The 22,778-nt window shown below is 71.7% G+C and carries 13 protein-coding genes and 1 riboswitch; of the genes, 8 read left to right on the top strand and 5 right to left on the bottom strand.

Features of this window, described 5'->3' with window-relative positions:
- Positions 1 to 125 precede the first annotated feature (125 nt).
- The 3 genes from ACWD3H_RS05625 to ACWD3H_RS05615 are packed head-to-tail and all read right to left on the bottom strand — an operon-like array spanning position 126 to position 4,139.
- Positions 126 to 977, bottom strand: a complete 852-nt coding sequence (locus ACWD3H_RS05625) for an SWIM zinc finger family protein (RefSeq protein ID WP_451954160.1) — start codon at positions 975 to 977, stop codon at positions 126 to 128.
- A 46-nt stretch (positions 978 to 1,023) separates the two neighbouring features.
- Entirely contained in the window at positions 1,024 to 1,812 is a 789-nt protein-coding gene (locus ACWD3H_RS05620; RefSeq protein WP_451954159.1) for a DEAD/DEAH box helicase, read from the bottom strand.
- Complete coding sequence (locus tag ACWD3H_RS05615; RefSeq protein WP_451954383.1) at positions 1,749 to 4,139, bottom strand: DEAD/DEAH box helicase; 2,391 nt, start codon at positions 4,137 to 4,139, stop codon at positions 1,749 to 1,751. The genes ACWD3H_RS05620 and ACWD3H_RS05615 overlap by 64 nt, the downstream gene beginning before the upstream one ends.
- A 209-nt stretch (positions 4,140 to 4,348) precedes the next feature.
- On the opposite strand from ACWD3H_RS05615, the gene ACWD3H_RS05610 reads away from it, so the two are divergent.
- The 3 genes from ACWD3H_RS05610 to ACWD3H_RS05600 all read left to right on the top strand — a co-directional run bounded on the left by ACWD3H_RS05610 (position 4,349) and on the right by ACWD3H_RS05600 (position 7,277).
- On the top strand, positions 4,349 to 5,521 hold the full coding sequence (locus ACWD3H_RS05610) for a pyridoxal phosphate-dependent aminotransferase (RefSeq protein ID WP_451954158.1): 1,173 nt from the start codon (positions 4,349 to 4,351) through the stop codon (positions 5,519 to 5,521).
- Between the two features lie 42 nt (positions 5,522 to 5,563).
- Positions 5,564 to 5,646: riboswitch (ZMP/ZTP riboswitch) on the top strand.
- Positions 5,647 to 5,660: 14 nt separating this feature from the next.
- A complete protein-coding gene (locus tag ACWD3H_RS05605) occupies positions 5,661 to 6,575 on the top strand; it encodes a bifunctional 5,10-methylenetetrahydrofolate dehydrogenase/5,10-methenyltetrahydrofolate cyclohydrolase (protein ID WP_355565735.1) in 915 nt (304 codons plus the stop codon).
- Positions 6,576 to 6,773: 198 nt separating this feature from the next.
- Positions 6,774 to 7,277, top strand: a complete 504-nt coding sequence (locus tag ACWD3H_RS05600) for an RICIN domain-containing protein (RefSeq protein WP_350952672.1) — start codon at positions 6,774 to 6,776, stop codon at positions 7,275 to 7,277.
- 104 nt (positions 7,278 to 7,381) lie between these two features.
- Here ACWD3H_RS05600 and ACWD3H_RS05595 read toward each other — a convergent pair whose 3' ends face one another.
- Positions 7,382 to 8,968: an MDR family MFS transporter gene (locus ACWD3H_RS05595; RefSeq protein ID WP_451954157.1), complete on the bottom strand. Its 1,587-nt coding sequence runs from the start codon at positions 8,966 to 8,968 to the stop codon at positions 7,382 to 7,384.
- Positions 8,969 to 9,049: 81 nt separating this feature from the next.
- Between ACWD3H_RS05595 and ACWD3H_RS05590 the strand changes: the two genes are divergently transcribed.
- On the top strand, positions 9,050 to 9,610 hold the full coding sequence (locus ACWD3H_RS05590) for a TetR/AcrR family transcriptional regulator (protein ID WP_355625301.1): 561 nt from the start codon (positions 9,050 to 9,052) through the stop codon (positions 9,608 to 9,610).
- On the opposite strand, the gene ACWD3H_RS05585 is transcribed toward ACWD3H_RS05590, so the two are convergent.
- On the bottom strand, positions 9,600 to 10,496 hold the full coding sequence (locus tag ACWD3H_RS05585; protein ID WP_355565702.1) for a cation diffusion facilitator family transporter: 897 nt from the start codon (positions 10,494 to 10,496) through the stop codon (positions 9,600 to 9,602). The two genes, ACWD3H_RS05590 and ACWD3H_RS05585, sit on opposite strands and share 11 nt — an antisense overlap.
- Before the next feature lie 251 nt (positions 10,497 to 10,747).
- Here ACWD3H_RS05585 and ACWD3H_RS05580 point away from each other — a divergent pair, with 251 nt between their 5' ends.
- The 4 genes from ACWD3H_RS05580 to ACWD3H_RS05565 form a co-directional block, all read left to right on the top strand.
- The gene (locus ACWD3H_RS05580; RefSeq protein ID WP_451954156.1) at positions 10,748 to 12,484 is read left to right on the top strand and encodes a fatty acyl-AMP ligase; all 1,737 of its coding nucleotides are present in this window, start codon (positions 10,748 to 10,750) and stop codon (positions 12,482 to 12,484) included.
- Between the two features lie 2 nt (positions 12,485 to 12,486).
- Positions 12,487 to 12,759, top strand: coding sequence for an acyl carrier protein (locus tag ACWD3H_RS05575; RefSeq protein ID WP_030923661.1), 273 nt, complete (start codon positions 12,487 to 12,489; stop codon positions 12,757 to 12,759).
- Positions 12,756 to 15,149, top strand: coding sequence for an MMPL family transporter (locus tag ACWD3H_RS05570; RefSeq protein WP_451954155.1), 2,394 nt, complete (start codon positions 12,756 to 12,758; stop codon positions 15,147 to 15,149). Before ACWD3H_RS05575 ends, ACWD3H_RS05570 begins: the two co-directional genes overlap by 4 nt.
- A gap of 182 nt (positions 15,150 to 15,331) precedes the next feature.
- Positions 15,332 to 22,778 (top strand): amino acid adenylation domain-containing protein (locus tag ACWD3H_RS05565; protein WP_451954154.1); only part of this gene is annotated, 7,447 nt, incomplete at its 3' end.

Here is a 22,778-nt window from a genome sequence, read left to right as displayed (position 1 = left end):
GCGGGGAGGGGCCGGGCGCGCCCGATCTCCGTCCCCGCCTCGGGGAAAGTGCCGCAGGATCCTTCCGTCCAGCAGCGGCGGTGGAACCGGTTGAGGTCGTCCGTTCTCCGATGACCGGCGCCGGGTCAGGTGTCGTCGCTGTCGGCGAAGGTCCGGTAGGCGGGGCGGAGGAGGTCCAGGATGGGGATGTGCCGGGCCTTGATCTGTGGCGGGTCGAGGGTGCGCAGTAGCAGGTCGGGTGGGGGGACGGGGAGGCCGGTACGGTCGCGGAGCCGGGCCGGGGAGACACTCGGCTCGTAGAAGGCGGTCAGCCGGTCGGTGAACGGCGCGTCGTCCACGTCGAACAGTCCAGGTCTGTTCTCGCCGGAGCCGGAGCCGGGCGCGGTGGTGCCGCCCGCCTCGCGGAGGGCGTCGAGCAGGGCGTCCCTGGCGATGCCCCGCCAGGCCAGCACCAGGAACGGGTCGTCGTCGAACCTCTCGGCCAGCACGTACAGCACGGCGGACAGGTGTTTGCAGGGGAAGCCCCAGTCGGGACACGAGCAGGTCATGTCCAGGTCGCCGGTGTCGGGGAAGAGCGGCAGGCGGCAGGCGCGGAAGGCGTCCTCGATCTCCGGCGGCATCTCGCCGGCGAGCAGCTTGGCCCGGTAGAGGGCCTGGGCGGCCAGCGCGTCGGTGAGCTTACGCCACTGGTCCGCCCGGTAGGAGGTGATCTGGATCTCGACCCGGTACGGGGTGCGCCGAGACCCCTGGACCCGGGCCGTGACCAGCCCCGGCCCGAGCTCTGTGTCGAGGACCTGGCCGGAGCGGGCGTACGAGCGGCCCCGGCCGAGCCTGCCCGGGTCACAGACGTCTTCGAGGATGTCGATGAACCGGCGCGACCACCACCGCTCGCCGATCGAGCCCCGCTTGCTACGGACCCGGATGCCGCCCTCGACCCGGATCGGCACGGACGGCTCGAACCAGCCGCTCCTGCTCATGACGCCTCCTCGCGGACCCGTACCGAAAACGCGCCGCGCCCGCTCATCAGACGGCCTCAGGTCCGAGACGGAACAGCTCATGTAGCCGGTCGGTGGACAGGCCGGTGATCCAGTCCTCGCCGGTGCCGACGACGCTCTCGGCGAGCGCCTGCTTGCGCTCGATCATCTCGTCGATTCTCTCCTCCAGGGTGCCGACGCAGATGAACTTCCTGACCTGCACGTTCCTGGTCTGGCCGATCCGGAACGCCCGGTCGGTCGCCTGGTTCTCCACGGCGGGATTCCACCACCGGTCCACGTGGATGACATGGTTGGCCGCGGTCAGGTTGAGCCCGGTGCCCGCCGCCTTGAGCGAGAGCAGGAAGAGCATCGGTTCGTCGTCGTCCTGGAACCGCTCCACCAGCGCGTCCCGCTGTCTCTTCGGCAGTCCACCGTGCAGCCAGAGCACCGGGCGGTCCAGGTGCGCCGAGAGGTACGGCTGGAGCAGCGTGCCGAACTCGGCGTACTGGGTGAAGACCAGCGCCTTGTCGCCCTCGCCGACGATCTCCTCCGCCAGTTCCTCCAGCCGGGCCAGCTTCCCCGACCGGCCGGGCAGCCGCGAGTTGTCCTTGAGCAGGTGCGCCGGATGGTTGCAGACCTGCTTGAGCTTCAGCATGGTCGCGAGCACGTTGCCGCGCCGCTCGATGCCCTCGCTGCCGGCGATCCTGTCCATCATGTCGGTGACCACCGCCTGGTAGAGGGTGGCCTGTTCGGGGGTGAGGGTGCACCAGACCTTCATCTCCATCTTGTCCGGCAGGTCGGAGATGATGGTCTTGTCGGTCTTGAGGCGCCGGAGCACGAACGGCCCGGTGGCGCGGCGGTCGCGGTGGCGTCGCCGTCCCGCTCGATCGGCTCCTGGTAGCGCTCCCGGAACGTCCTGGCCGAACCGAGCAGGCCGGGGTTGCAGAACTCCATCAGGGACCAGAGTTCGGCCAGGTGGTTCTCGACCGGCGTGCCGGTCAGCGCGAACCTGCTCCTGGCCGGCAGCGCCCGTACGGCCTGTGCCTGCCTGGCGGCGCTGTTCTTGATGGCCTGCGCCTCGTCGCAGACGACCCTGGCCCAGGAGAGGCCGGTCAGCGTCTCGCGGTCCCGCAGGGCGGTGCCGTACGTGGTGAGGGCCAGGTCCGCCCGCTCCACCCGCCGGGCGAGTTCCGCCCCGCGCAGCCTGGTGGTGCCGTGGTGCAGGTAGACCTCCAGCGAGGGGGCGAACCTGGCGGCCTCCTTCTGCCAGTTGCTGAGCAGCGACATCGGGCAGACCAGCAGGGTCGGCCCCGGCCGCACGCCCGTCGCACGCTCGTTGAGCAGCAGGGAGAGGGTCTGCGCGGTCTTTCCCAGGCCCATGTCGTCGGCGAGGATGCCGCCGAGCCCGATCTCGGACATGAAGCTGAGCCAGGACAGCCCGCGCTCCTGGTACGGCCTGAGCACGCCGTGGAAGTCGGCCGGAGTCGTGATCGGTACGAGGCGGCGGTCGGCCTCGCCGGACAGCAGGTCGCCGAGGAGACCGTCGGCGTCCACCCCGACGACCGGCAGTTCCTCGTCGCCGCCGTGGATGACCTCCTGGATCACCTCGCCGACGGTCATCTCACCCGATCGGCGCCGCTCGACGGCTCTGAGCGCGGCGGTGAGCTGCCGGTCGTCCAGCTCGACCCAGCGGCCCCGCACCCGGACCAGCGGCACCTTGAGCCTGGCCAGCTCGGCCAGTTCCTCCTCGCTGATCGTCTCGTCGCCGATCGCCAGGTCCATCCGGAAGTCCACCAGCTGGTGCAGCCCGAAACCCTGGTCGGCCGCCGCGCCGGGACCGGTCGGCTGCGAGCGGGCGGTGAGCTTGAGGCCGAGCCTCGTGGTGCCGGCCCAGGCGGGCAGTTGCACGCCGAACCCGGCGGCCTGCAGGAGCGGGGCGGCCTGGCGGAGAAACGCGAACGCGCCGGTCGTGTCGAGGACCAGCTCGGAAGGACGGCGATCGCGCAGTGCCTCTCCCACCCTGGGGTAAAGGCGTGCCGCCCGGCCGAGCCCGGCGAGCAGCGCCTCGTCGGGACGCCCCGGCAGGCCGGGAGCGGTCTCACCGGCCCAGATGAGCGGCGCGGGAAGGTAGAGGCTCAGGTCGTCCGAGGACTGGAGGGCGAACTCCAACCGCCAGCGGGAGCCGTCGGGGGGCGGTGCCGGACGGCCGCCGTACTCCGCGACGAGGTCGCGGGCGGGCTCGGGCTCCGGGCCGCTCTCGGGCTCGGTCAGCCGGAAGCACACCCTGACCGGGCCGTCGAGCCGGTGCGCGGAGTCGAACCACTCGCGGAGCGGCCCGGCCAGCTTCTCCGCCGAGGTCCGGGTCAGCCCGGGAAGCGCGGCGTCCGCACCGGTGAGGGCGACCATCCAGCGGTCCGGGAGGGGAGCGCGCGGTCCCGGCCGGTGCCCGCCGAGCAGGCGGTCGGGGAGCGCCCGCCGTACCGCGGCGTCGGCGAGGCAGGCCACGGCCTCGATCAGCACGTGGGCCGAGGGCCGCTCCTCGACGACGGCCCGGCAGACGGGCGGCATCGCGGCGGCCAGCTCACGGAAGCGGGCCGCGTAGGGACCGGTCAGCACGGGACGCCACCGGGCCGCGTGGCCCGCGTCCTCGGCGACGAGCTGTGGCAGCACCCGGCCCCGGCGGATCAGATCACGGGTGTACGCCGCGACGGCGGCGAGATAGCGCAGGGAGGCGCCGGGGACCGGCGCCCGGTCCTCTCCGTCGGGGAACTCGTCGGGTTCGTACCTCTCCGCCGGCAGACGGGTCACCTCGTCCACGGCGTCGAGCAGGCTCAGTGCCGCGCCGGGCTCGATCAGCAGGGCGGGCACCCGCCAGCGGCCGATCTTCGGCTGCCGCGCGCCGATCTCGATCCCGGACTCGGCGGAGGGCAGCGGGCTCCGCGCGGAGCCGGGCAGCAGCAGGACGAGCTCTTCGGGGACGGCCCTGCCCACGGCCGCCGCCGCGATCTCTCCCCAGAGCGGCACCCCGCCCGCCAGGGCCGTCGCCGGGGCCGCGAACGGATGCGGCCGGACCTTCGCCCGAGAGGCGCTCCCGGCGGAACCGTCCGCATCCTCCCCCCACAGTGCCAGCCTGTCACCGACCCAGGCCCCATGGATGACCAGCACCGCCAAGCCCCCTCCTCACGCCACGAAAAACCGTAACAGCTGTGGCGCGGCGGGTGGCCCTCGTCCGCGGAGCGCCAGGTGGTCGGTGCCGGTCTCGCGCACCGACGACTCCGGCGGTATGCGAGGTGAGGTGATCGGTTGATCCGCGCCGGCGCCGTACCCGCACGGTCGCGGACGAGTGATCCGGGGCGCCGATTACGCTGGGGCGCGTGGACGATCCTTTGGTGACACGGATGCGCGGGTTCGGCACGACCATCTTCGCCGAGATGTCGGCGCTGGCCCTGCGGACGGATTCGATCAATCTGGGGCAGGGCTTTCCCGACACCGACGGGCCCGCGGCGATGCTGGAGCGTGCGGTGTCGGCGATCCGCGAGGGCGCCAACCAGTACCCGCCGGGGCCGGGCGTGCCCGAGCTGCGCCAGGCCGTCTGTGAGCACCACAAGGACCACTACGGCCTCTCCTTCGACCCCGACGGCGAGATCCTCGTCACCGTCGGCGCCACCGAGGCCGTCGCGGCGGCGATCCTGGCGCTCTGCGAGCCAGGGGACGAGGTGATCGCGTTCGAACCGTACTACGACTCCTACGCCGCCTCCGTCGCCCTCGCCGGAGCGGTGCTCCGCCCGGTCACCCTGCGCCCCGTCGAGGGCCGCTTCACCTTCGACCCCGCCGAGCTGCGCGCCGCGGTCGGCCCGCGCACCCGCGTCGTCCTGGTCAACTCCCCGCACAATCCCACCGGCACGGTCCTCACCCGTGCCGAGCTGGACGAGATCGCCCTGCTCTGCCAGGAGCGCGATCTGATCGCCGTCACCGACGAGGTCTACGAGCACCTCACCTTCGACGGCGTCGAGCACGTCCCGCTGGCCACCCTGCCCGGCATGCGGGAGCGGACCGTGATGATCTCCTCGGCCGGCAAGACCTTCTCGGTCACCGGCTGGAAGACCGGCTGGATCTGCGGCCCGGCCGAGCTGGTCAGGGCCGCGCAGACCGTCAAGCAGTTCCTCACCTTCACCGCCGCCGCGCCCTGGCAGCTCGCCGTCGCCCACGGCCTCCGCCACGAGCTGGACTGGGTCTCCCGTCTCCGGGCCGACCTGGAGTCCAAGCGCGACCGGCTGGCGGCGGGGCTGGCCGCGGCGGGCTTCGAGGTCTATTGCCCCGCGGGCACCTACTTCGTGCAGACCGACATCCGCCCCCTCGGCTTCACCGACGGCCTCACCCTGGCCCGGGAGCTGCCGTCCCTGGCGGGCGTGGTCGCCGTCCCCACCCAGGTCTTCTACGCCCGCCCCGAGCGTGGAAGCCACTTCGTCCGCTTCGCCTTCTGCAAGAGGGACGAGGTCATCGATGAGGCGGTGAGCCGCCTGGCCCGGCTCGGCACCCCCTCCTGACGGGTGGGGCGGTTCGACCTGGAGGATGCCGATCGGGCATCCTGGGAGTGACGCGACTGGCGGCAAGGGGATGGCATCAACCATCGGGGAGCTCGTCGTGGGAGTCGACCGCCTGGGCGCCCACGCCGAGAGGACACGCATGTCCCAGCCCGTTCGAAACGGCTCAGACGGCTCGGAGTCCGAGAGCGCGCCGTCCGCCCGGCTGCTTCCCGGCGGCCCGGTCGCGCAGAGCATCCTCGCCGACGTGGCCGCGCGGGCGGCCGCGCTGACCCGCCGGGGCGTCACCCCCAGCCTGGCGACGGTTCTCGTCGGCGACGACGACGCCAGCGCCGGATACATCCGGATCAAGCAGCGGCAGGCCGCCGAGCTCGGGTTCGCCTCGCCGCACGAGCACCTGCCCGCGAGCGCCACCCAGGCGGACCTGCACGCGGTCATCACCGCGTTCAACGACGACCCGGCGGTGCACGGGCTGCTCGTGCAGCACCCCGTCCCCAGGCACCTCGACTACGACCGGGCCCTGCAGGTCATGGATCCCGACAAGGACGTCGACGGCATGCACCCGCTCAACATCGGGCGGCTGGCGCTGGAGCTTCCCGGTCCGCTGCCGTGCACGCCCGCGGGGATCGAGGCGCTGCTCGCCTACTACGACATCCCGGTCGCCGGTCGGGAGGTGGTCATCCTCGGGCGCGGGGCCACGCTCGGGCGGCCCCTGTCGATCCTCCTCGCGCAGAAGCGCCCGACGGCGAACGCCGCCGTCACCGTGGTGCACACCGGGGTGAGCGACTGGCCCCGCTACACGCGCCGCGCCGACATCCTCATCGCCGCCGCGGGTGTGCCGGGCATCGTCCAGCCCGAGCACGTCAAGCCCGGTGCCGTCGTCATCGGCGGCGGCGTGCGCTACGAGGGCAGGCGCCTGCTGCCCGACGTCGACGAGTCCTGCGCCCAGGTGGCCGGGGCCATCACCCCCAGGGTCGGCGGGGTCGGGCCCACCACCGTCGCGATGCTGTTCCGCAACGCGATCACCGCGGCCGAGCGCGCGACGGCCTCCAGCTGAGTTCCCCGGTGGCCTCCCCCTGGGGGAGGCCACCGGGTGGCCGCGTCCCGCGAAACGCCGACCAGTCGTGTCGCCACCCCGAAACCGATCTCCCTGCGTGTACGTTCTGCTGCGGAGAGTAGTCATCGGGGGCGGGGGTCTTCCGATGGTGCACGTCGCTCTCCACTTCCGTAACCCGCAGGAAGGAGAGCATCGACGATGCGACGGAGATTCAGGGTGCTGGCGTCGGCGGCGGCGGTCGCACTCGGTTGCGCGGGGTTCGTCCCCGGTGCGGTGGCCGCATCGAGTTCGGCGTCCGCCGCCTGGGGTCCCATCCGCAGTCACCAGAACTGGCGCTGCCTGGACGCCGATCTGGGCACCATCGGCCCGAACGGCACCAAGGTGCAACTGTGGGGATGCAATGGCTGGGACAACCAGTCCTGGAGTTATGACGTGTCCAGCCACACGATCCACAGCAAGGAGAACGGGCGCTGCCTGGACGCGGACCTGGGAACCATCAACGCGAACGGCACCAAGGTGCAGCTCTGGGACTGCAACGGCTGGGCCAACCAGAAGTGGATCTACGACGCGACGAGCCACACGATCTACAGCATGTACAACGGGCGCTGCCTGGACGCCGATCTGGGCACCATCGGCTCGAACGGGACCAAGGTGCAGCTGTGGAACTGCAACGGCTGGGCCAACCAGAAGTGGACACTCTGACCGCCGTCACTCTCGGGCGGCGGGACCGCATCCTGTCCTCCCGCGCGCCGGAGCCCGGGGCCGGCGGAGAGTGGGCCGGCCCCGGGCGGTGTGGGGGAGGTTCGCTACCTGCCGACGGTGACCGGCGGGGCGGTCGGATCGGCGGCGGTGGGCGGGGTGGCGGACCGGGCCGAGCGCAGCGGGATCTCCTTGATCATCAGGACGGTCACCGCGGCGAGGACGGCGATCGGGACGCCGACCAGGAAGACCGCGCTCATCGCCCGGGTGAAGGCCTCCAGGATGATCTCCAGGACCGGCGCGGGGAGCTTGTGGATGGCCTCGGGGGAGCCGAGGCTGGGGGCCGTGCCGCCGCTGAGCGGCAGCTTCGCGGCCTTCGCCAGGGAGATCAGCTCCGCGGTGAGGCGGTTGGCCAGGATCGCGCCGAAGGCGGCGACACCCACCGCGCTGCCCAGGGAGCGGAAGAACGACACGCCGGAGGTCGTCGAGGCGAGGTCCGCCCTGGACACCGCGTTCTGTGCGGCCAGGATCAGGATCTGCATGGTGGCGCCGAGCCCGATGCCGAGCACCGCGTTGTCGACGCCGACGAGCAGCAGCGAGCTGTCGACGTGCAGGCGCGACAGGAGGAACAGGCCGACCCCGACCAGTAGCATGCCCACCGCGGGGAAGATCTTCCACCGGCCGGTTTTGCTGACGAACCTGCCGACCGCGATCGAGGAGACGAGCAGGGCGAGCACCAGGGGAAGGGTCATCAGGCCGGAGCCGGTGGGGCTCATACCCTTGACGATCTGCAGGTACTGGGGCAGGAACATCAGCGCGCCGAACATCGCCGCGCCGACCAGCAGGGAGGCGACGGAGGTGAGCACGAAGGTGCGGTTGCGGAACAGGTGCGGGGGCAGGATCGGGTCGGCCGCCGTGCGCTCGGCGACGACGGCCAGGCCGAACATCACCAGGCTGAGCGCGCCCAGGCCGTAGGTCCATGAGGAGTTCCAGCCGAACTCCTTGCCGCCGAGGGAGAGCAGCAGCATCAGCGCGGTGGTGCCGCCGGTGATGAAGGTCGCACCCCACCAGTCGACCTTGGTGTCGCGGCGGGTGAAGGGCAGCTTCAGCACCTTCTGGATGACGACGAACGCGACCACCGCCAGCGGCACGCAGATCCAGAACGTCCAGCGCCAGGACATGTTGTCCACGATGAACCCGCCGAGCAGCGGGCCGGCCACCGTCGAGACGCCGAAGACCGCGCCGATGTAGCCGGAGTAGCGGCCGCGCTCGCGGGGCTCCACCACGTCGCCGAGGATGATCTGCGGGAGTGCGGCGAGACCGCCGGCGCCGATGCCCTGCACCGCTCTGGCGGCGATGAGCTGGCCCATGTCCTGGGAGAACCCGGCGGCGACGGAGGACACCGCGAAGACGACCAGGGCGACCTGGAACATGAGCTTGCGGCCGTAGAGGTCGGAGACCTTGCCCCAGATCGGGGTGGAGGCGGTCATGGTCAGCAGGGTCGCGCTGGCCACCCATGCGAGCTGGTCCTGGCCGCCGAGCGTGCCGACGATCGTCGGCAACGCGGTTCCCACCACGGACGTCGAGATCATCGACGTCAGCATGGCGAGCATCAGTCCGGCCAGGATCTCCAGCACCTGTCTGTGGGTGAAACTCGGTGCGGCCTCGGCCTGGATCTGTTGTTCGGTCGGCATGAACCGTCCCCCAATGCATGTAGAGTACATATTAAGTTAGTAGACGCTTGTTTACTCGTCAAATCTGGAAGGATTGCTTAGGTGGATGAGACACGGCAGCGCGACAGAGAGGGCACCAGGCGGCGCATCCTCGACGCCGCCCGCCGGTTGTTCGCCGACCTCGGCTACGACCAGGTGACGATGCGGATGATCGCCGCCGAGGCGGACGCCAACATAGCGCTGATCAACCGTTACTTCGGCAGCAAGCGAGAGCTGTTCGCCGAGGTGCTCGCGATGCAGGGACGCTTCCCCGGCGTCCTGGACTTCCCCGAGGAGGAGCTTCCGCGCCGCCTGGCCGAGTACATCGCCGAGCGGCTCCGCTCGGACCAGGCGAGCCCGGTGATGGCCGCGCTCATCCGGTCGTCCAACTGCCCGGAGATCCACGATCTCATCCGGGACCGGGTCAGTTCGGCGATCCTGGAGCCCCTGTCGGCAAGGCTCTCCGGCCCCGACGCGGCCTTCCGGGCGAGGATCGCCACCGCGCTCATCACCGGGAACGGCACGATGCGCCAGCTCTACGGCCCCGAGTCGAGCGACGTTCCCGACCGTGAGGCGGTGATCGCCCGGCTCACCGCGGTCTTCGAGGCCTGCCTCAGCCAGTGATCATGCGGCATGCCGTGCCGGGGACGTGGTCGACCTGCAGTGTGGTGTGGTCGATGTGGAAGCGCTGGTGCAGCAGCTCGGCCAGCTCGCGGCGGACCTGGTGGCAGTCGCCGCCGGGCATGACGGTCACGTGCGCGGAGAGCGCGGGGAAGCCGCTGGTCACCGTCCACACGTGCAGGTCCTCGACACCCGTCACGCTCGCGTGGGCGATGATCGCGGCGCTCACCTCGGCCGGGTTCACCCCGTCGGGCGCGGCCTCGAACAGGATGCGTCCGGCGTCGCGCAGCAGGCCGTAGGCCGCCTTGGCCATCAGGGCCGCGACGACCAGGGCGGCGATCGCGTCGGCCCGGCCCCAGCCGGTGAGCCAGACGACCGCGCCGGCGATCGCGGTGGCCACGAACGCGTACAGGTCGTTGAGGATGTGCTGGAACGCGCCCTCCACGTTGAGGCTGCTCCGGTCGGCCCTGGCGATGAGCCACGCGGCGACGGCGTTGACCGCGATCCCGGCCAGGGCGGTGCCGAAGACCAGGGCTCCGGCGACCTCGGGCGGCTCGATGAGCCGCCGCACGCTCTCGTAGACGAAGTAGGCGACGAGGGCCACGAACGTCAGCCCGTTGACGGCCGCGGAGAGGATCTCGGCCCGCTTCCAGCCGAAGGTGTAGGCGCCGCGGGCCGGGCGGGCCGCCATCCTCATCGCCACCAGCGCGAGCGCGATGGCGCCGGCGTCGGTGAGCATGTGCCCGGCGTCGGAGATCAGCGCGATGGAGTTGGCGGCGATGCCGATGACGACCTCGACCGCCATGAAGGCGAGCAGCAGGGCGAGCGCCGCTGCGAGGTAGCGGCGGTCGGCGTCGGCGCGGTGCCCGTGGCCATGCCCGTGACCCATCGTAAGATCCATTCTGTCAACACCTGAACACCTGCTCATATATTAAGCAAGGTGAGCCTAACTCGGCAAGGCGCAGCTCCGTCCATGCCCCCGCGCGTGCCCCCGTACACGGACTCCTGGGGCGGAAGCGGGGAGGGGGAAGATACTAACTTTCGGCGTAAAACCGGGTGAGAGCTTGTGCGGCCCAGGCCTGGGACCGGCTGATCTTTCCTCCTATGTTGGGGTCTCTTGCCATCATGGGAGATGACCAGATGTCCTTTGTGCAGTGGGTGCGCGCGCAGGTGGACCGGCACGGGCACGAACGGTCCTACACCTTCGTGGCGGACCGCAGGGGCGAGCTCGTCGAGCAGGGCCGGCTGACCTTCGCCGACCTGGACGCACGGGCCAGGTCGATCGGCGCCTGGCTGGCGGGGCGGCGGATGGCGGACCAGACGGTGCTGCTGCTCCACCCGGCCGGTCTGGAGTTCCTGGCGGCATTCCTGGGTTGCCTGTACTCCCGGGTGGTCGCGGTGCCCTCGCCGCTGCCGCAGACCGATCCCCGCGCGCTGGAGCGCGCCGAGGGGATCATCAAGGACGCCGACGTGCGGCTGGTGCTCACCGACTCGGCCAATCTGGACATGCTCGATGCCTGGCTGCGCGACGTCGGTCTGGACGGCACCGTCGAGTGCGTGGCCACCGACGCCCTCGACCTCCCCGACCCCGATGACTGGACGATGCCCCGGATGGGGCCCGACACCCTCGCCTACATGCAGTACACCTCCGGTTCCACCAGCGAGCCCAGAGGCGTCATGATCACCCATGCCAACCTGCTCCACAACGAGGGGGAGATCTGGCGGGCGATCGGCTCGCCCAAGGTGGGCGTCGGGGTGGGTTGGCTGCCGCACTACCACGACATGGGCCTGGTCGGCATGCTGCTCCAGCCGATCTACGCGGGCGGCGACCTCTACTTCGCCTCGCCGATCGCCTTCGTCATGCGCCCCGCGCTCTGGCTGGAGATGATCAGCCGATACCGGGCCGGATACACCGTCGCGCCGAACTTCGCCTACGAGTGGTGCGCGGCCCGGGTCACCGACGCCCAGGTGGCCGGGCTCGACCTGTCCGGCCTGCGCTTCGCGCTCAACGGGGCCGAGCCGGTGCGTACCGGCACGCTTCGCGCGATGGTGCGCCGCTTCGGAGCCGCGGGCTTCAGCGAGAAGGCATGGGCCCCGGCGTACGGCATGGCCGAGGCGACCCTGGTGATCACCGCCACCCCGCTGGGGCACGGGCCGAAGGTCCGCGGGTTCGACGCCGCGGCGCTGGAGCGGCACGAGGCGGTTCCGGCGGAGAACCCGGGAGAAGGCGTGGAACTGGTCGGTTGCGGGCGGCCGATCAGCATGTCCGTGCACGTCGTCGATCCCGGCACCGGAACCGAGCTGCCGCACGGGCGGGTCGGAGAGCTCTGGGTACGCGGGGAGAGCGTCGCGCGGGGGTACTGGCAGCGTGAGGAGGCGACCCGCGACGCCTTCCGCGGACGCACCGCCACGGGCGAGGGGCCGTTCCTGCGGACCGGGGACCTGGGCTTCCTGCTGGACGGCGAGCTGTACGTCACCGGCCGGATCAAGGACGTCGTCATCGTCAACGGGCGCAACCTCTATCCCCAGGACCTGGAGGAGGCCGCCCGGCGGGTGCACCCGTCGCTGGGGGCCGGGGCGGCCTTCGGGGTACGCGCCGAGGGTGAGCACGTGGTGCTCGTCCAGGAGATTCGCGAGCGGGGCCTCGACGCTCCCGCGGAAGAGCTGGCCCGTGGCGTGCAGGGCGAGCTCGCCCGTTCCTTCGGGCTGCCGTCGATGAGCGTCGTGCTGGTCAGGCGCGGCGGAGTGGGCAAGACCACCAGCGGCAAGATCCAGCGCTCACGCACCCGTGACCTGCTGCTGAACGGATCGCTGCCCGTCGTCCACGCCGAGCTCACGGCGGCCGTCGCCGCGCGCGTCCGATCAGAAGGAGTGTGAACATGTCCGCCGACGCCGGGATCGCCGCAGACCTGGACATCATCCGCGGCTGGCTGGGGGCGCGGGTGGCCTCCTACGTCATGCGCTCACCGGAGGAGATCGACCCGCTGGTGCCGGTCGCCCAGTACGGCATGGACTCCGTCTACTCGCTCAGCCTCTGCGGTGACATCGAGGCCGAGTACGGGCTGGAGATCGAGCCGACCATGGCCTGGGAGCACCCGACGGTCGCGGCCATGGCCGACCACCTGCTGGGACGGCTGAGCACGGGCCGATGAACGGGGCGTCGCCGGCCGGGCTGCTGTGCGGGCTGCTGTGCGGGCGGCGCACGAAGTGGGTGGTGCTGCTCGTCTGGCTGGGCGTCGTCGTCGTGGCCGCCTCCCTCGCCGGGCGGCTGGAGTCGGTGCAGCAGGACGACATCGCCGGATACCTCCCCGCCGGCGCGGACTCCGCGCAGGCGGTCAGGCGCATCCTCGGCATGCAGGGGGAGAACCTCTCCCCGGCGACGATCGTCTACGAGCGGCCGGGCGGTCTCGGCGAGGCCGACGACGCCGAGATCGCCAGGGACGTCAAGGCGCTGGCCGGGGTCCCCGGGGTGGTGGCCGAGATGCCCACCCCCACCGGCGGCAGGACCTTCGGGCGTGCGGAGTTCGACAGGGAGCTCGCACCGTACCGGGACGCCCGAGGACGGCTGCCCGCGCAACTGCGGATGGTCGAGCAGAAGTTCCGGGCGCCCAGGCTGACCAGGACGATCAAGTTGATCGCCACGCAGCGGTCCGGGGACGGCGAGGCGGTCCAGGTCGTGGTGATCGTCAGGGACCAGGGCGGCAGGGAGACCGCCGAGATCGTCGACCGGATCCGCCGGGTCGTGGACGAGGGCCGCCCCGCGGGACTGGCCGCGCACATCACCGGCATGGTCGGATTCCAGGCCGACGCGCTGGCCGTGTTCTCGACGGTGGACAGCGACCTGCTGCTGGCCGCGATGGGCGTGGCCGTGGTGGTGCTCCTGATCACCTACCGCAGCGCGGTCCTCTGGCTCTTCCCGCTGGGAACGGTGCTGGTCGGGCTGGCCGTCGCGATGGGGGTGAACTACCTGCTCGCCGCCGTGGGCGCGATCACGGTCAGCAGCGTGGCGGTCTCGCTGCTCATGGTCCTGGTGATCGGCGCGGGCACCGACTACGCGCTGCTGGTCATCGCCCGCTACCGCGAGGAACTGCGCAGGCACGCCGACCGGCACGAGGCGATGGCGGTCGCGCTGCGCAGGGCCGGGCCCGCGGTGGTGGCGAGCGCGGCGACGGTGGTCGCCGCGCTGCTCTGCCTGGTGGTGGCCGAGCTCAACTCCACCAGGGGACTCGGGCCGGTCTCCGCGGTCGGGGTGACCAGCGCGATGCTCGCCATGATGACCCTGCTTCCCGCGGTCATGGTCGTCTTCGGGCGCTGGATCTTCTGGCCGCTCGTCCCGCACCACGACCCGGACGCCGAGGAGCACCCCGCCGACCACGGCAGATGGGGCGCCCTGGGCAGGAGGATCCACGCGAACCCCCGTCTGGTGTGGGTCGTCACGGTCATCGGGCTCTGCCTGTGCGCGTCCGGGCTGGCCTCCTACCGGGCGGGCGGGCTGGGCAACGCCGACGTCTTCCTCTCCAGGCCGGACTCGGTGGTCGGGCAGGAGGTCGCCGAGCGGCACTTCCCCTCGGGCGAGGCCGACCCGGTCCAGGTGGTCACCACCGAGCAGTACGTCAGGGACGTGATCGTGGACACCGCGCAGCGGCCCGAGGTCACCGCGATCTCGCTGGGCGCCGCGGGCAACGGCGACATCCTGCTCAACGTGACGGTACGCGGGGGCGACGGCGAGGAGGCCGAGCAGCACGAGGTGCTCGCCCTGCGCGACCGGCTGCGGGCGGTCGCCGCCCCGGACGTCAACGTGGGCGGCAACGTGGCGCTCATCGCCGACCTGGAGCGCGGCGCGCAGCGGGATCGGATGGTGATCATCCCGCTGGTGCTGCTCGTGGTCTTCGCGGTGCTCGCGGTGCTGCTGCGCTCGCTCATCGCGCCCATGCTGCTGCTGGCCACCGTGGTGCTGTCGTTCCTGGCCACGCTGGGAATCAGCTCGCTGGCGTTCGCGCACCTTTTCGGCTTCGCCGGGGTGGACCAGGGGTTCGTCCTGCTGGTCTTCGTCCTGCTGGTGGCGCTGGGCGTCGACTACAACATCTTCCTCATGCACCGGGTTCGGGAGGAGGCGCACCGCTACAGCACGGCGCACAGCGCGATCCTCGGTCTGGGCGCGACCGGCGGTGTGATCACCTCGGCGGGAGTCGTGCTCGCCGGCACCTTCGCGGTGCTGGTGGTGCTTCCACTGACGCAGACGGTCCAGATCGCCTTCACGGTGGCCGTGGGGGTGCTGCTCGACACGATGATCGTCCGTTCCGTACTGGTGACCGCGCTCACCCTGGACGTCGGCGACGTCGTCTGGTGGCCGAGCCACCTGGCCAGGGGCACACGCTGGTGGCACCGCGGACCGCGCCCCTACCGGCCCCCTGCCCCGGCGGTCAGGCCGCGGGTCATGCTCAGGCCCCGGCGGCTCGTGCGCCCCCGCGTGGTGCTCGGATCCGGCAAGGTCGCCTTGAGAAAGAGCGAAAAAGTAGGAGGCGAGTTTAGCGGTAAATGATAAAAGGCGTTATTGCGAGGCAGATCACACCTGTGATTTACTTGCCGGTAATAAACGTGGGAGTGGATCGCCGCACACAATGCGTTTCTGCCCCTTCGAGGTGCTAATAAGCACCCGTCAGGCATTTTCCGGCCCAGATGGAAAGCGTGGCGACGGTGTTCAGCAAGAATTCCCTCCTGCCATTGTCTGCAGCGCAGAGTGGAATATGGGACGCCCAGCGGATTATCCCTGGCGAACCGCTCTGCATTGCCCAGTACATAGAGATCTCCGGTCCGGTCGATCCGGAGGTCTTCGCCGCGGCCGTGCGACTCGCCGCCGGGGAGGTCGACGCCGTTCACGTGCGGATCATCGGTGGCGAGACCGAGGAGGCGGGCCGGGTCGGTCAGGTCGGTCAGGTCGTCGGGGAGTGCGAGGTGCCGTGCCCGTTCCTCGACCTCAGCGGGGGAGAGCCGGGCGACGGGGGACTCGGTGCGGAGCGGGCCGCTCTGGAGTGGATGCGGGAGGACCTGCGCTCGCCGTTCCGCGAGGACGCGCTCGTGGCCACCGCCCTGATCCGGATCGCGCCCGACCGCCACCTGTGGTACCTGCGCTGCCACCACGTGGTCATGGACGGCTACAGCGGGCCGATGATCGCCCAGCGTCTCGCCGAGGTCTACACCGCGCTGGTCGACGGCCGCGACCCCGGCCCCGGCGGTTTCCAGTCGCTGGCCACGTTGCTGGAGGAGGACGCCGCCTACCGCGCCTCCGACCGTTTCCAGGCCGACCGCCGCCACTGGCACGGCAGGCTCGCCGATCTGAGCGCGGTCCCCGCCCTCTCCTCCGGCGCCGCCGCCACGTCGCGGTTCAACCGGCGGAGCGCCACGCTGGGTGAGCGCGACGCCGCCGCGCTCACCGAGGCCGCGCTCTCCCACGGTACGGCCGTCTCCGGGTTCATGATCGCGGCGATCGCGGCCTTCGTCGGGCGCCTCACCGGCGCCCGCGAGGTGGTCCTCGGGCTGGCCGTCACCGCCAGGACCACGCCCGCCGCCCGGCGAACGCCGGGGATGCTCTCCAACGTGCTCCCGCTCCGCCTGGCGGTCTCCCCGGAGACGACCTTCGGCGAGCTGTCCGCCCAGGTCACCCGGGAGGTCGGGCGGCTGCTGGTGCACCAGCGCTACCGGTACGAGGACCTGCGCCGCGAACTCCGCGGCACAGTGGGCGACCGGCTGTTCGGCCCGGTGGTCAACATCATGCGGTTCGACTACGACCTGAGGTTCGCCGGTCACACCGCCGTCGCGCACCCGCTCTGCACCGGGCCCGTCGAGGACCTGTCGATCAACCTCTACGACGGCTCCGACGGGCGCGGAGTCCGCATCGACTTCGACGGCCACCCCGACCTGTACGGCGAGGACCTGCTGGCCGACCATCACGGCCGTTTCCTGCGCTTCCTCACCCGCGTCGTCCAGGCGGGCCCCACCACCCGTGTCGGCGCCGTGGAACTCCTCGACGAGGCCGAGCACACGCTTCTGGCCGACTGGGGCGCCGCGCCGCGCGAGGTGCCGCCGGGCACGGCCGTCTCCCTGTTCGAGGACCGGGTGCGGCGCGCTCCCGGTGCCGTCGCCGTCGTCGCGGGGGACACCGAGATCACCTATGCCGAGCTGAACGCGCGGGCCAACCGGCTGGCCCACCATCTCATCGCCCTCGGCGCCGGGCCCGACCGCTATGTGGGCCTGTCGGTGCCCCGCTCCCTCGACATGACCGTCGCGTTCCTCGGCATCCTCAAGTCCGGCGCCGCCTACCTCCCCCTCGACCCCGACCATCCGCCGGAGCGCCTGGCGACGATGCTCGCCGACGCCGCCCCTTCCGCCGTGGTGACCCGCGCCGACGCCGGGTTCCGCGCGCCGCCTGGCGTCGAGGTCGTCCAGCTGGACACCTGGACCGGCGGCGGCCTGCCCGCCACCGACCCGGTGACCGGGCTGCTGCCGGAACACCCGGCCTACGTCGTCTACACCTCCGGATCCACCGGCCGCCCCAAGGGAGTGGTGGTCACCCACGCGGGCCTGCCCGCGTACGCGCGCACCGAGATCGACAGGTACGCGGTGACGGAGGACAGCCGGGTCCTGCAGTTCGCCTCGATCGGGTTCGACGGGGCGGTGCTCGAGTGGCTGATGGCCCTGTCGGCGGGTGCGGCGCTCGTGCCGGTGCCCGCCGGGGTGTACGGCGGCGAGCCACTCGGCCGGTTCCTCGCCGAGGCGCGCGTCACGCACGCGTTCGTCACCCCCGCCGCGCTGGCGACGGTCCCGGTCAGACCGCTCCCCGGGCTGCGGACCCTGCTGGTGGGTGGCGAGGCGTGCCGCCCCGAGCTGGTCCGCCGCTGGTCCGCCGGGCGCCGGATGATCAACGTTTACGGGCCGACGGAGACCACGGTCGTCGTCACCTGCAGCGACCCGCTGACCCTCCCCGGCGAGAGCCCGATCGGCCGCCCGGTCTACGACGCCCGCCTGCACGTGCTGGACGCCGGACTACGCCCGGTCCCGCCGGGTTCTGTCGGGGAGCTGTACGTCTCGGGACCCAGCCTGGCGCGCGGATACCTGAACCGGCCGGGGCTGACCGCCGAGCGGTTCGTCGCCGACCCCTTCGTGCCCGGCGGGCGGATGTACCGCACCGGCGACCTGGTCCGCTGGGGTGCCGACGGGCAACTCCACTACGTCGACCGCGCCGACCAGCAGGTGAAGGTCCGCGGTTTCCGGATCGAGCTGGGCGAGATCGAGGCGGTACTGGCCGCGCATCCCGGCGTCGAACAGGCGGCCGTGCTGGCCCGCCGTGACCGGGGGCCCGAGCCGGGGGGAGACCTGCGGCTGGTCGGGTACGTGGTCGGTGGCGCGGGCGCGGAGGAACTGCGCGGGCACCTGCGGCGGTCCCTGCCCGAATACATGGTGCCCGCCGCAATCGTGACGCTGGACGAGATGCCGCTGACCGCCAACGGCAAGCTCGACCGGCGTGCCCTGCCGGAACCCGCGGGGGAGACCTCGGGGCGGGAGCCCGCGACCGACCGCGAACACCTGCTGGCCGGACTGTTCGCCGAGGTCCTCGGCCTGCCCAGGGCCGGGGCCGACGACGGGTTCTTCGACCTGGGCGGCGACAGCATCCTCGCCATCCGGTTCGTCTCCCGAGCACGGGAGGCCGGGCTCGCGCTCACTCCGAAGCAGGTCTTCCAGCACCAGACCCCCGAGGCCCTCGCCCTCGTCGCCCTCGCCACGGAGGAGCCCGCGGACGGCACGGATCCGGCGGGTGACGGCACGGGAAGCGTCGACGTCACCCCGATCATCGCCTGGCTCGCCGAGGGCGAAGGGCCGATCGAGGGATTCAGCCAGAGCGCGGTGCTTCAGGTACCCCCGGATCTCGGCCTCGACAACCTGACGGCCGCCGTCCAGGTCGTGCTGGACCGTCACGACGCGCTGAGGCTCCGGACGTCCACGCCTCCGGCGGGTGCCGGGGCGTGGGGGCTGGAGATCGCCCCGGCTGGAGCGGTCCTGGCAGCGGACTGCGTGCGCCGGGTGGAGGTCTCGAACGTTCCGGACGAGGCGGCCGGCGAGGGCCTCGGTGTCGTGCACGGTACGGCCGACAGCGTTCCCGGTGTTCCCGGTGTTCCCGGTGTTCCCGGTGTTCCCGGTGTTCCCGGTGTTCCCGGTGTTCCCGGTGTTCCCGGCGGGGACGGTGCACGGGTTCGGGACGTGTCGGACGATACGGTGGCCGGGTATGCCGAGCGGGTCCGGGGTGAGCTGGATCCCGGCGCCGGACGGATGGTACGGGTCGTGTGGTTCGACGCGGGCCACGAGCGGTCCGGACGGCTTCTGCTGGCCATCCACCACCTGGCCGTCGACGGCGTCTCCTGGCGGATCCTGCTGCCCGACCTTCTCGCGGCCTGGAGCGCCGGGAGAGAGGGCACCGAGGTACGCCTGCCCGAGCCCACCACCTCCTTCCGCACCTGGGCGCGTCTGCTCCAGGCCGAGGCCGTGAACCCGGTACGGGTGGCCGACCTTCCCGCCTGGACCGCGCTCCTCGCGCCGTCCCCGCCGGTCTCACCGGCGCGGGCCGTGTCCTCGGGCACTTTCGTCCCCGCGACCGATGGCTCACTCCTTCCCGCCGCGCCGGTACGCGAGCGGGGAACCTGGGGGGAGCGGCGGGAGATGGTCGTGGAGCTCTCCGCCGACGTGGCGGGGCCGCTGCTGGGCGGCGTGCCGGGTGCCTTCCACGGGAACGCCGACGACGTGCTGCTCGCCGGGCTCGCGGCGGCGGTCGCGAGGTGGAGCGGGCGGCGTTCCGTACTCGTCGACCTGGAGGGGCACGGCAGGCAGGAGGTCCTCCCCGGCGTGGACCTGTCCGCGACCGTGGGCTGGTTCACCGCCGTGCACCCCGTCAGGATCGACGCGGGCCCCGTTGACTGGGCCGATCTCAAGAACGGAGGCCAGGCCGCGGGCCAGGCGGTCAAGCGGGTGAAGGAGCAGCTCCGCGCTCTTCCCGACCCGCTGGGCTATGGCCTCCTGCGTTACCTCAACCCTGACACGGCACCCGCACTCGCCGCACTGCCCCAGCCGGAGATCGGTTTCAACTATCTCGGCCGGATCACCTCCTCCGGGCTGGACTGGGAGCCCGTAGCCGGAGGGCTGTCCGGTGGCCAGGATGCCGCCGCCCCGCTCAGGCACGGCATCCAGATCGACGCGATCGCCCTCGGTGACGTCCTCCGCGTCACCTGGACCTGGGATCCCGCCCGCCACGCCGACAACCGGATCGCCGAGCTGGCCGCCGCCTGGTCGGAGGCGCTGACCGGCATCTCCCGGCACGTCGGCGGCGGCCTCACCCCCTCCGACGTCGCGGTACCCCTCACCCAGGACGACCTCGACGAGCTCGGCCCCGGCCTCCAGAACGTCTGGCCGCTCGCCCCGCTCCAGCACGGCCTGTTCTTCCACTCCCTGCTGGAGGTGGACGTCTACACCGCTCAGCTGACCCTGGACCTGAGCGGTCCCCTCGACGCGCCACGGCTCAGGGCGGCCGCGGAACGCCTGGTCCGCAGGCACCCCAACCTCCGAACCTCCTTCGAGCTGCGCGGCGACCCGGTGCAGCTGGTGCACCGGCGGGTGGAGGTGCCGTGGCGGGAGGTGGCGGGGACCGACGCCGAGACGGTGGCCGCCGAGGAGCGGGCCCGGCGGTTCGACCTGTCCCGGCCACCGCTGCTCCGTTTCGCACTGGTACGGCTCGGACCCGGCAGGCACCGGCTGATCCTCACCAACCATCACATCCTGCTGGACGGCTGGTCGACACCGCTGCTGGCGGCCGAGCTGTTCGCGCTGTACTCAGGCCAGGAACCCGCCCCCGCGCCGCCGTACGAGAACTACCTGGCCTGGCTGGCCGGTCGGGACGGCGAGTCCACGCGGCGGGCCTGGGAGCGCGCGCTGGACGGTTTCGACGAGCCCGCCCTCGTCGCCCCGCACGCCCCCGCCGAGCCGGTCGCGCCCGCCAGGGTCACCGCCGAACTCGACGACGGCCGGACCAGGGCGCTCACCGCTCTCGCCCGCACGCACTCCAGCACGCTCAGCACCGTCATGCAGGCCGCCTTCGGCCTGCTGCTCGGCCGGTTGACCGGCCGCCGGGACGTCGTCTTCGGCGGTACGGTCTCCGGCCGCCCGCCCGAGTTGCCCGGGGTCGAGCGCATGGTCGGCCTGTTCATCAACACCGTGCCGGTCCGGGTCCGGCTCGACCCCGCGGAAACCGTGGGTGACCTGCTGCGCAGGCTCCGCGACGAGCAGGCGGAACTGCTGCCCCACCACCACGTCGGCCTTGCCGAGATCCGGCGCGGCCCCCTGTTCGACGCGCTGCTGGTGATGGAGAACTACCCCATCGACTCCCGTACGGCGATCGGCGACCTCGACCTGACCTCGGCGGACGTGACCGACGCGACGCACTATCCGATCACGCTGCTGGTCGTGCCGGGGGACATGCTCCGTTTCCGGCTGCAGTACCGGCCCGACGTGTTCACCGAGGCGGAGGCCGCGGCTCTGCTCGACCGCTTCCTGAGCCTGCTGGCCGAACTGGTCGCCGAACCGGACACCGCCACCGGCCGTCTCGACGGGTTCTCCCCGGGCGAGCGCGGGCTCGTGCCACACCACTGGAACGACACGGCCGCGGACGTGCCCCGCACCACGCTGGCCGCGCTGTTCGAGGCCCAGGTCGCGCGGACACCGGACGCGACGGCGCTGGTGTTCGAGGGGGACGAGCTGAGCTACGCGGCGTTCAACGCGCGAGCCAACCGGCTGGCCCGGCTGCTGGTGGCCGAGTACGGGGTGGGAGCCGAACGAGTGGTGGCGCTGATGCTGCCCAGGTCACCGGACCTGCTGGTCGCCATGTACGCCGTGATCAAGGCGGGCGCCGCCTACCTGCCGGTCGACCCGGAGCTTCCTGCGGTGCGGATCGCGTCGATGCTGGACGACTCACGGCCGGTTCTGGTGATCGACGGTGACTGGCTGGGCCGTGCCGACGCCTCCGGGTACCCGGCTTCCGATCTCGGTGTGCCGCTCGCGCCGGAGCATCCGGCGTACGTGATCTACACCTCCGGCTCGACGGGGCGGCCCAAGGGGGTCGTGGTCACCCACGGTGCGATCGTCAACCGCCTGCTCTGGGCCCAGTCCGAGTATCGCCTGGGTCCGGCGGACCGCGTTCTGCAGAAGACGCCGGCCGGATTCGACGTGTCGGTCTGGGAGTTCTTCTGGCCGCTTCAGACCGGCGCCACCCTGGTCGTCGCCAGGCCGGACGGGCACCGGGACCCGTCCTACCTCGCCGGGCTCATCGACTCCGAACGCATCACGGTCCTGCACTTCGTCCCCTCCATGCTGGCCGCCTTCCTGGAGGCGGTGCCCTCTCCTGGTTCGCCGGAGGTGTCCGGAACGGGTACGGCTCTTCGGTTTCTCGTCTGCAGCGGTGAGGCGCTGCCACCTGCACTCGCCGACGAGGCGGCGGCCCGGCTGGGGGTGCCGGTGCACAACCTCTACGGCCCGACCGAGGCCGCGGTCGACGTCACCTTCTGGGAGCACCGTCCCGGCACGGAGATCACCTCCGTGCCGATCGGTCACCCCGTCTGGAACACCCGTCTCCACGTGCTGGATTCGTGGCTGCGGCCGGTTCCGGCCGGGGTGGAGGGGGAGCTGTACCTGGCCGGAGCGCAGCTGGCGCGGGGGTATCTGGGGCGGGCCGGGTTGACGGCGGAGCGGTTTGTGGCGTGTCCGTTTGATGGGTCCGGTGGGCGGATGTATCGGACGGGGGATGTGGTTCGGCGTCGTGGTGATGGGGTTGTGGAGTTCGTGGGGCGGGTTGATCAGCAGGTGAAGGTGCGGGGTTTTCGGATTGAGTTGGGTGAGGTGGAGGCGGTGTTGGCCCGGCATGGGTCGGTGTCGCGGGTGGCGGTGGTGGTGCGGGAGGAGCGTCCGGGGGATCGGCGGTTGGTGGCGTATGTGGTGGCCGCTCAGGGCGGGGACGTGGTGGATGTCGCTGAGTTGCGGCGGTTCGCGGGGGAGGTGTTGCCGGAGTTCATGGTGCCGTCGGCGGTGGTGGTGTTGGGGGTGTTGCCGGTGACGGGGAACGGGAAGTTGGATCGGG

The sequence above is a fragment of the Streptosporangium sp. NPDC002607 genome (genome assembly GCF_053592655.1).
The sequence above is the reverse complement of the archived record's forward strand: the minus strand, read 5'-3'. Positions and strand labels throughout refer to the sequence as shown.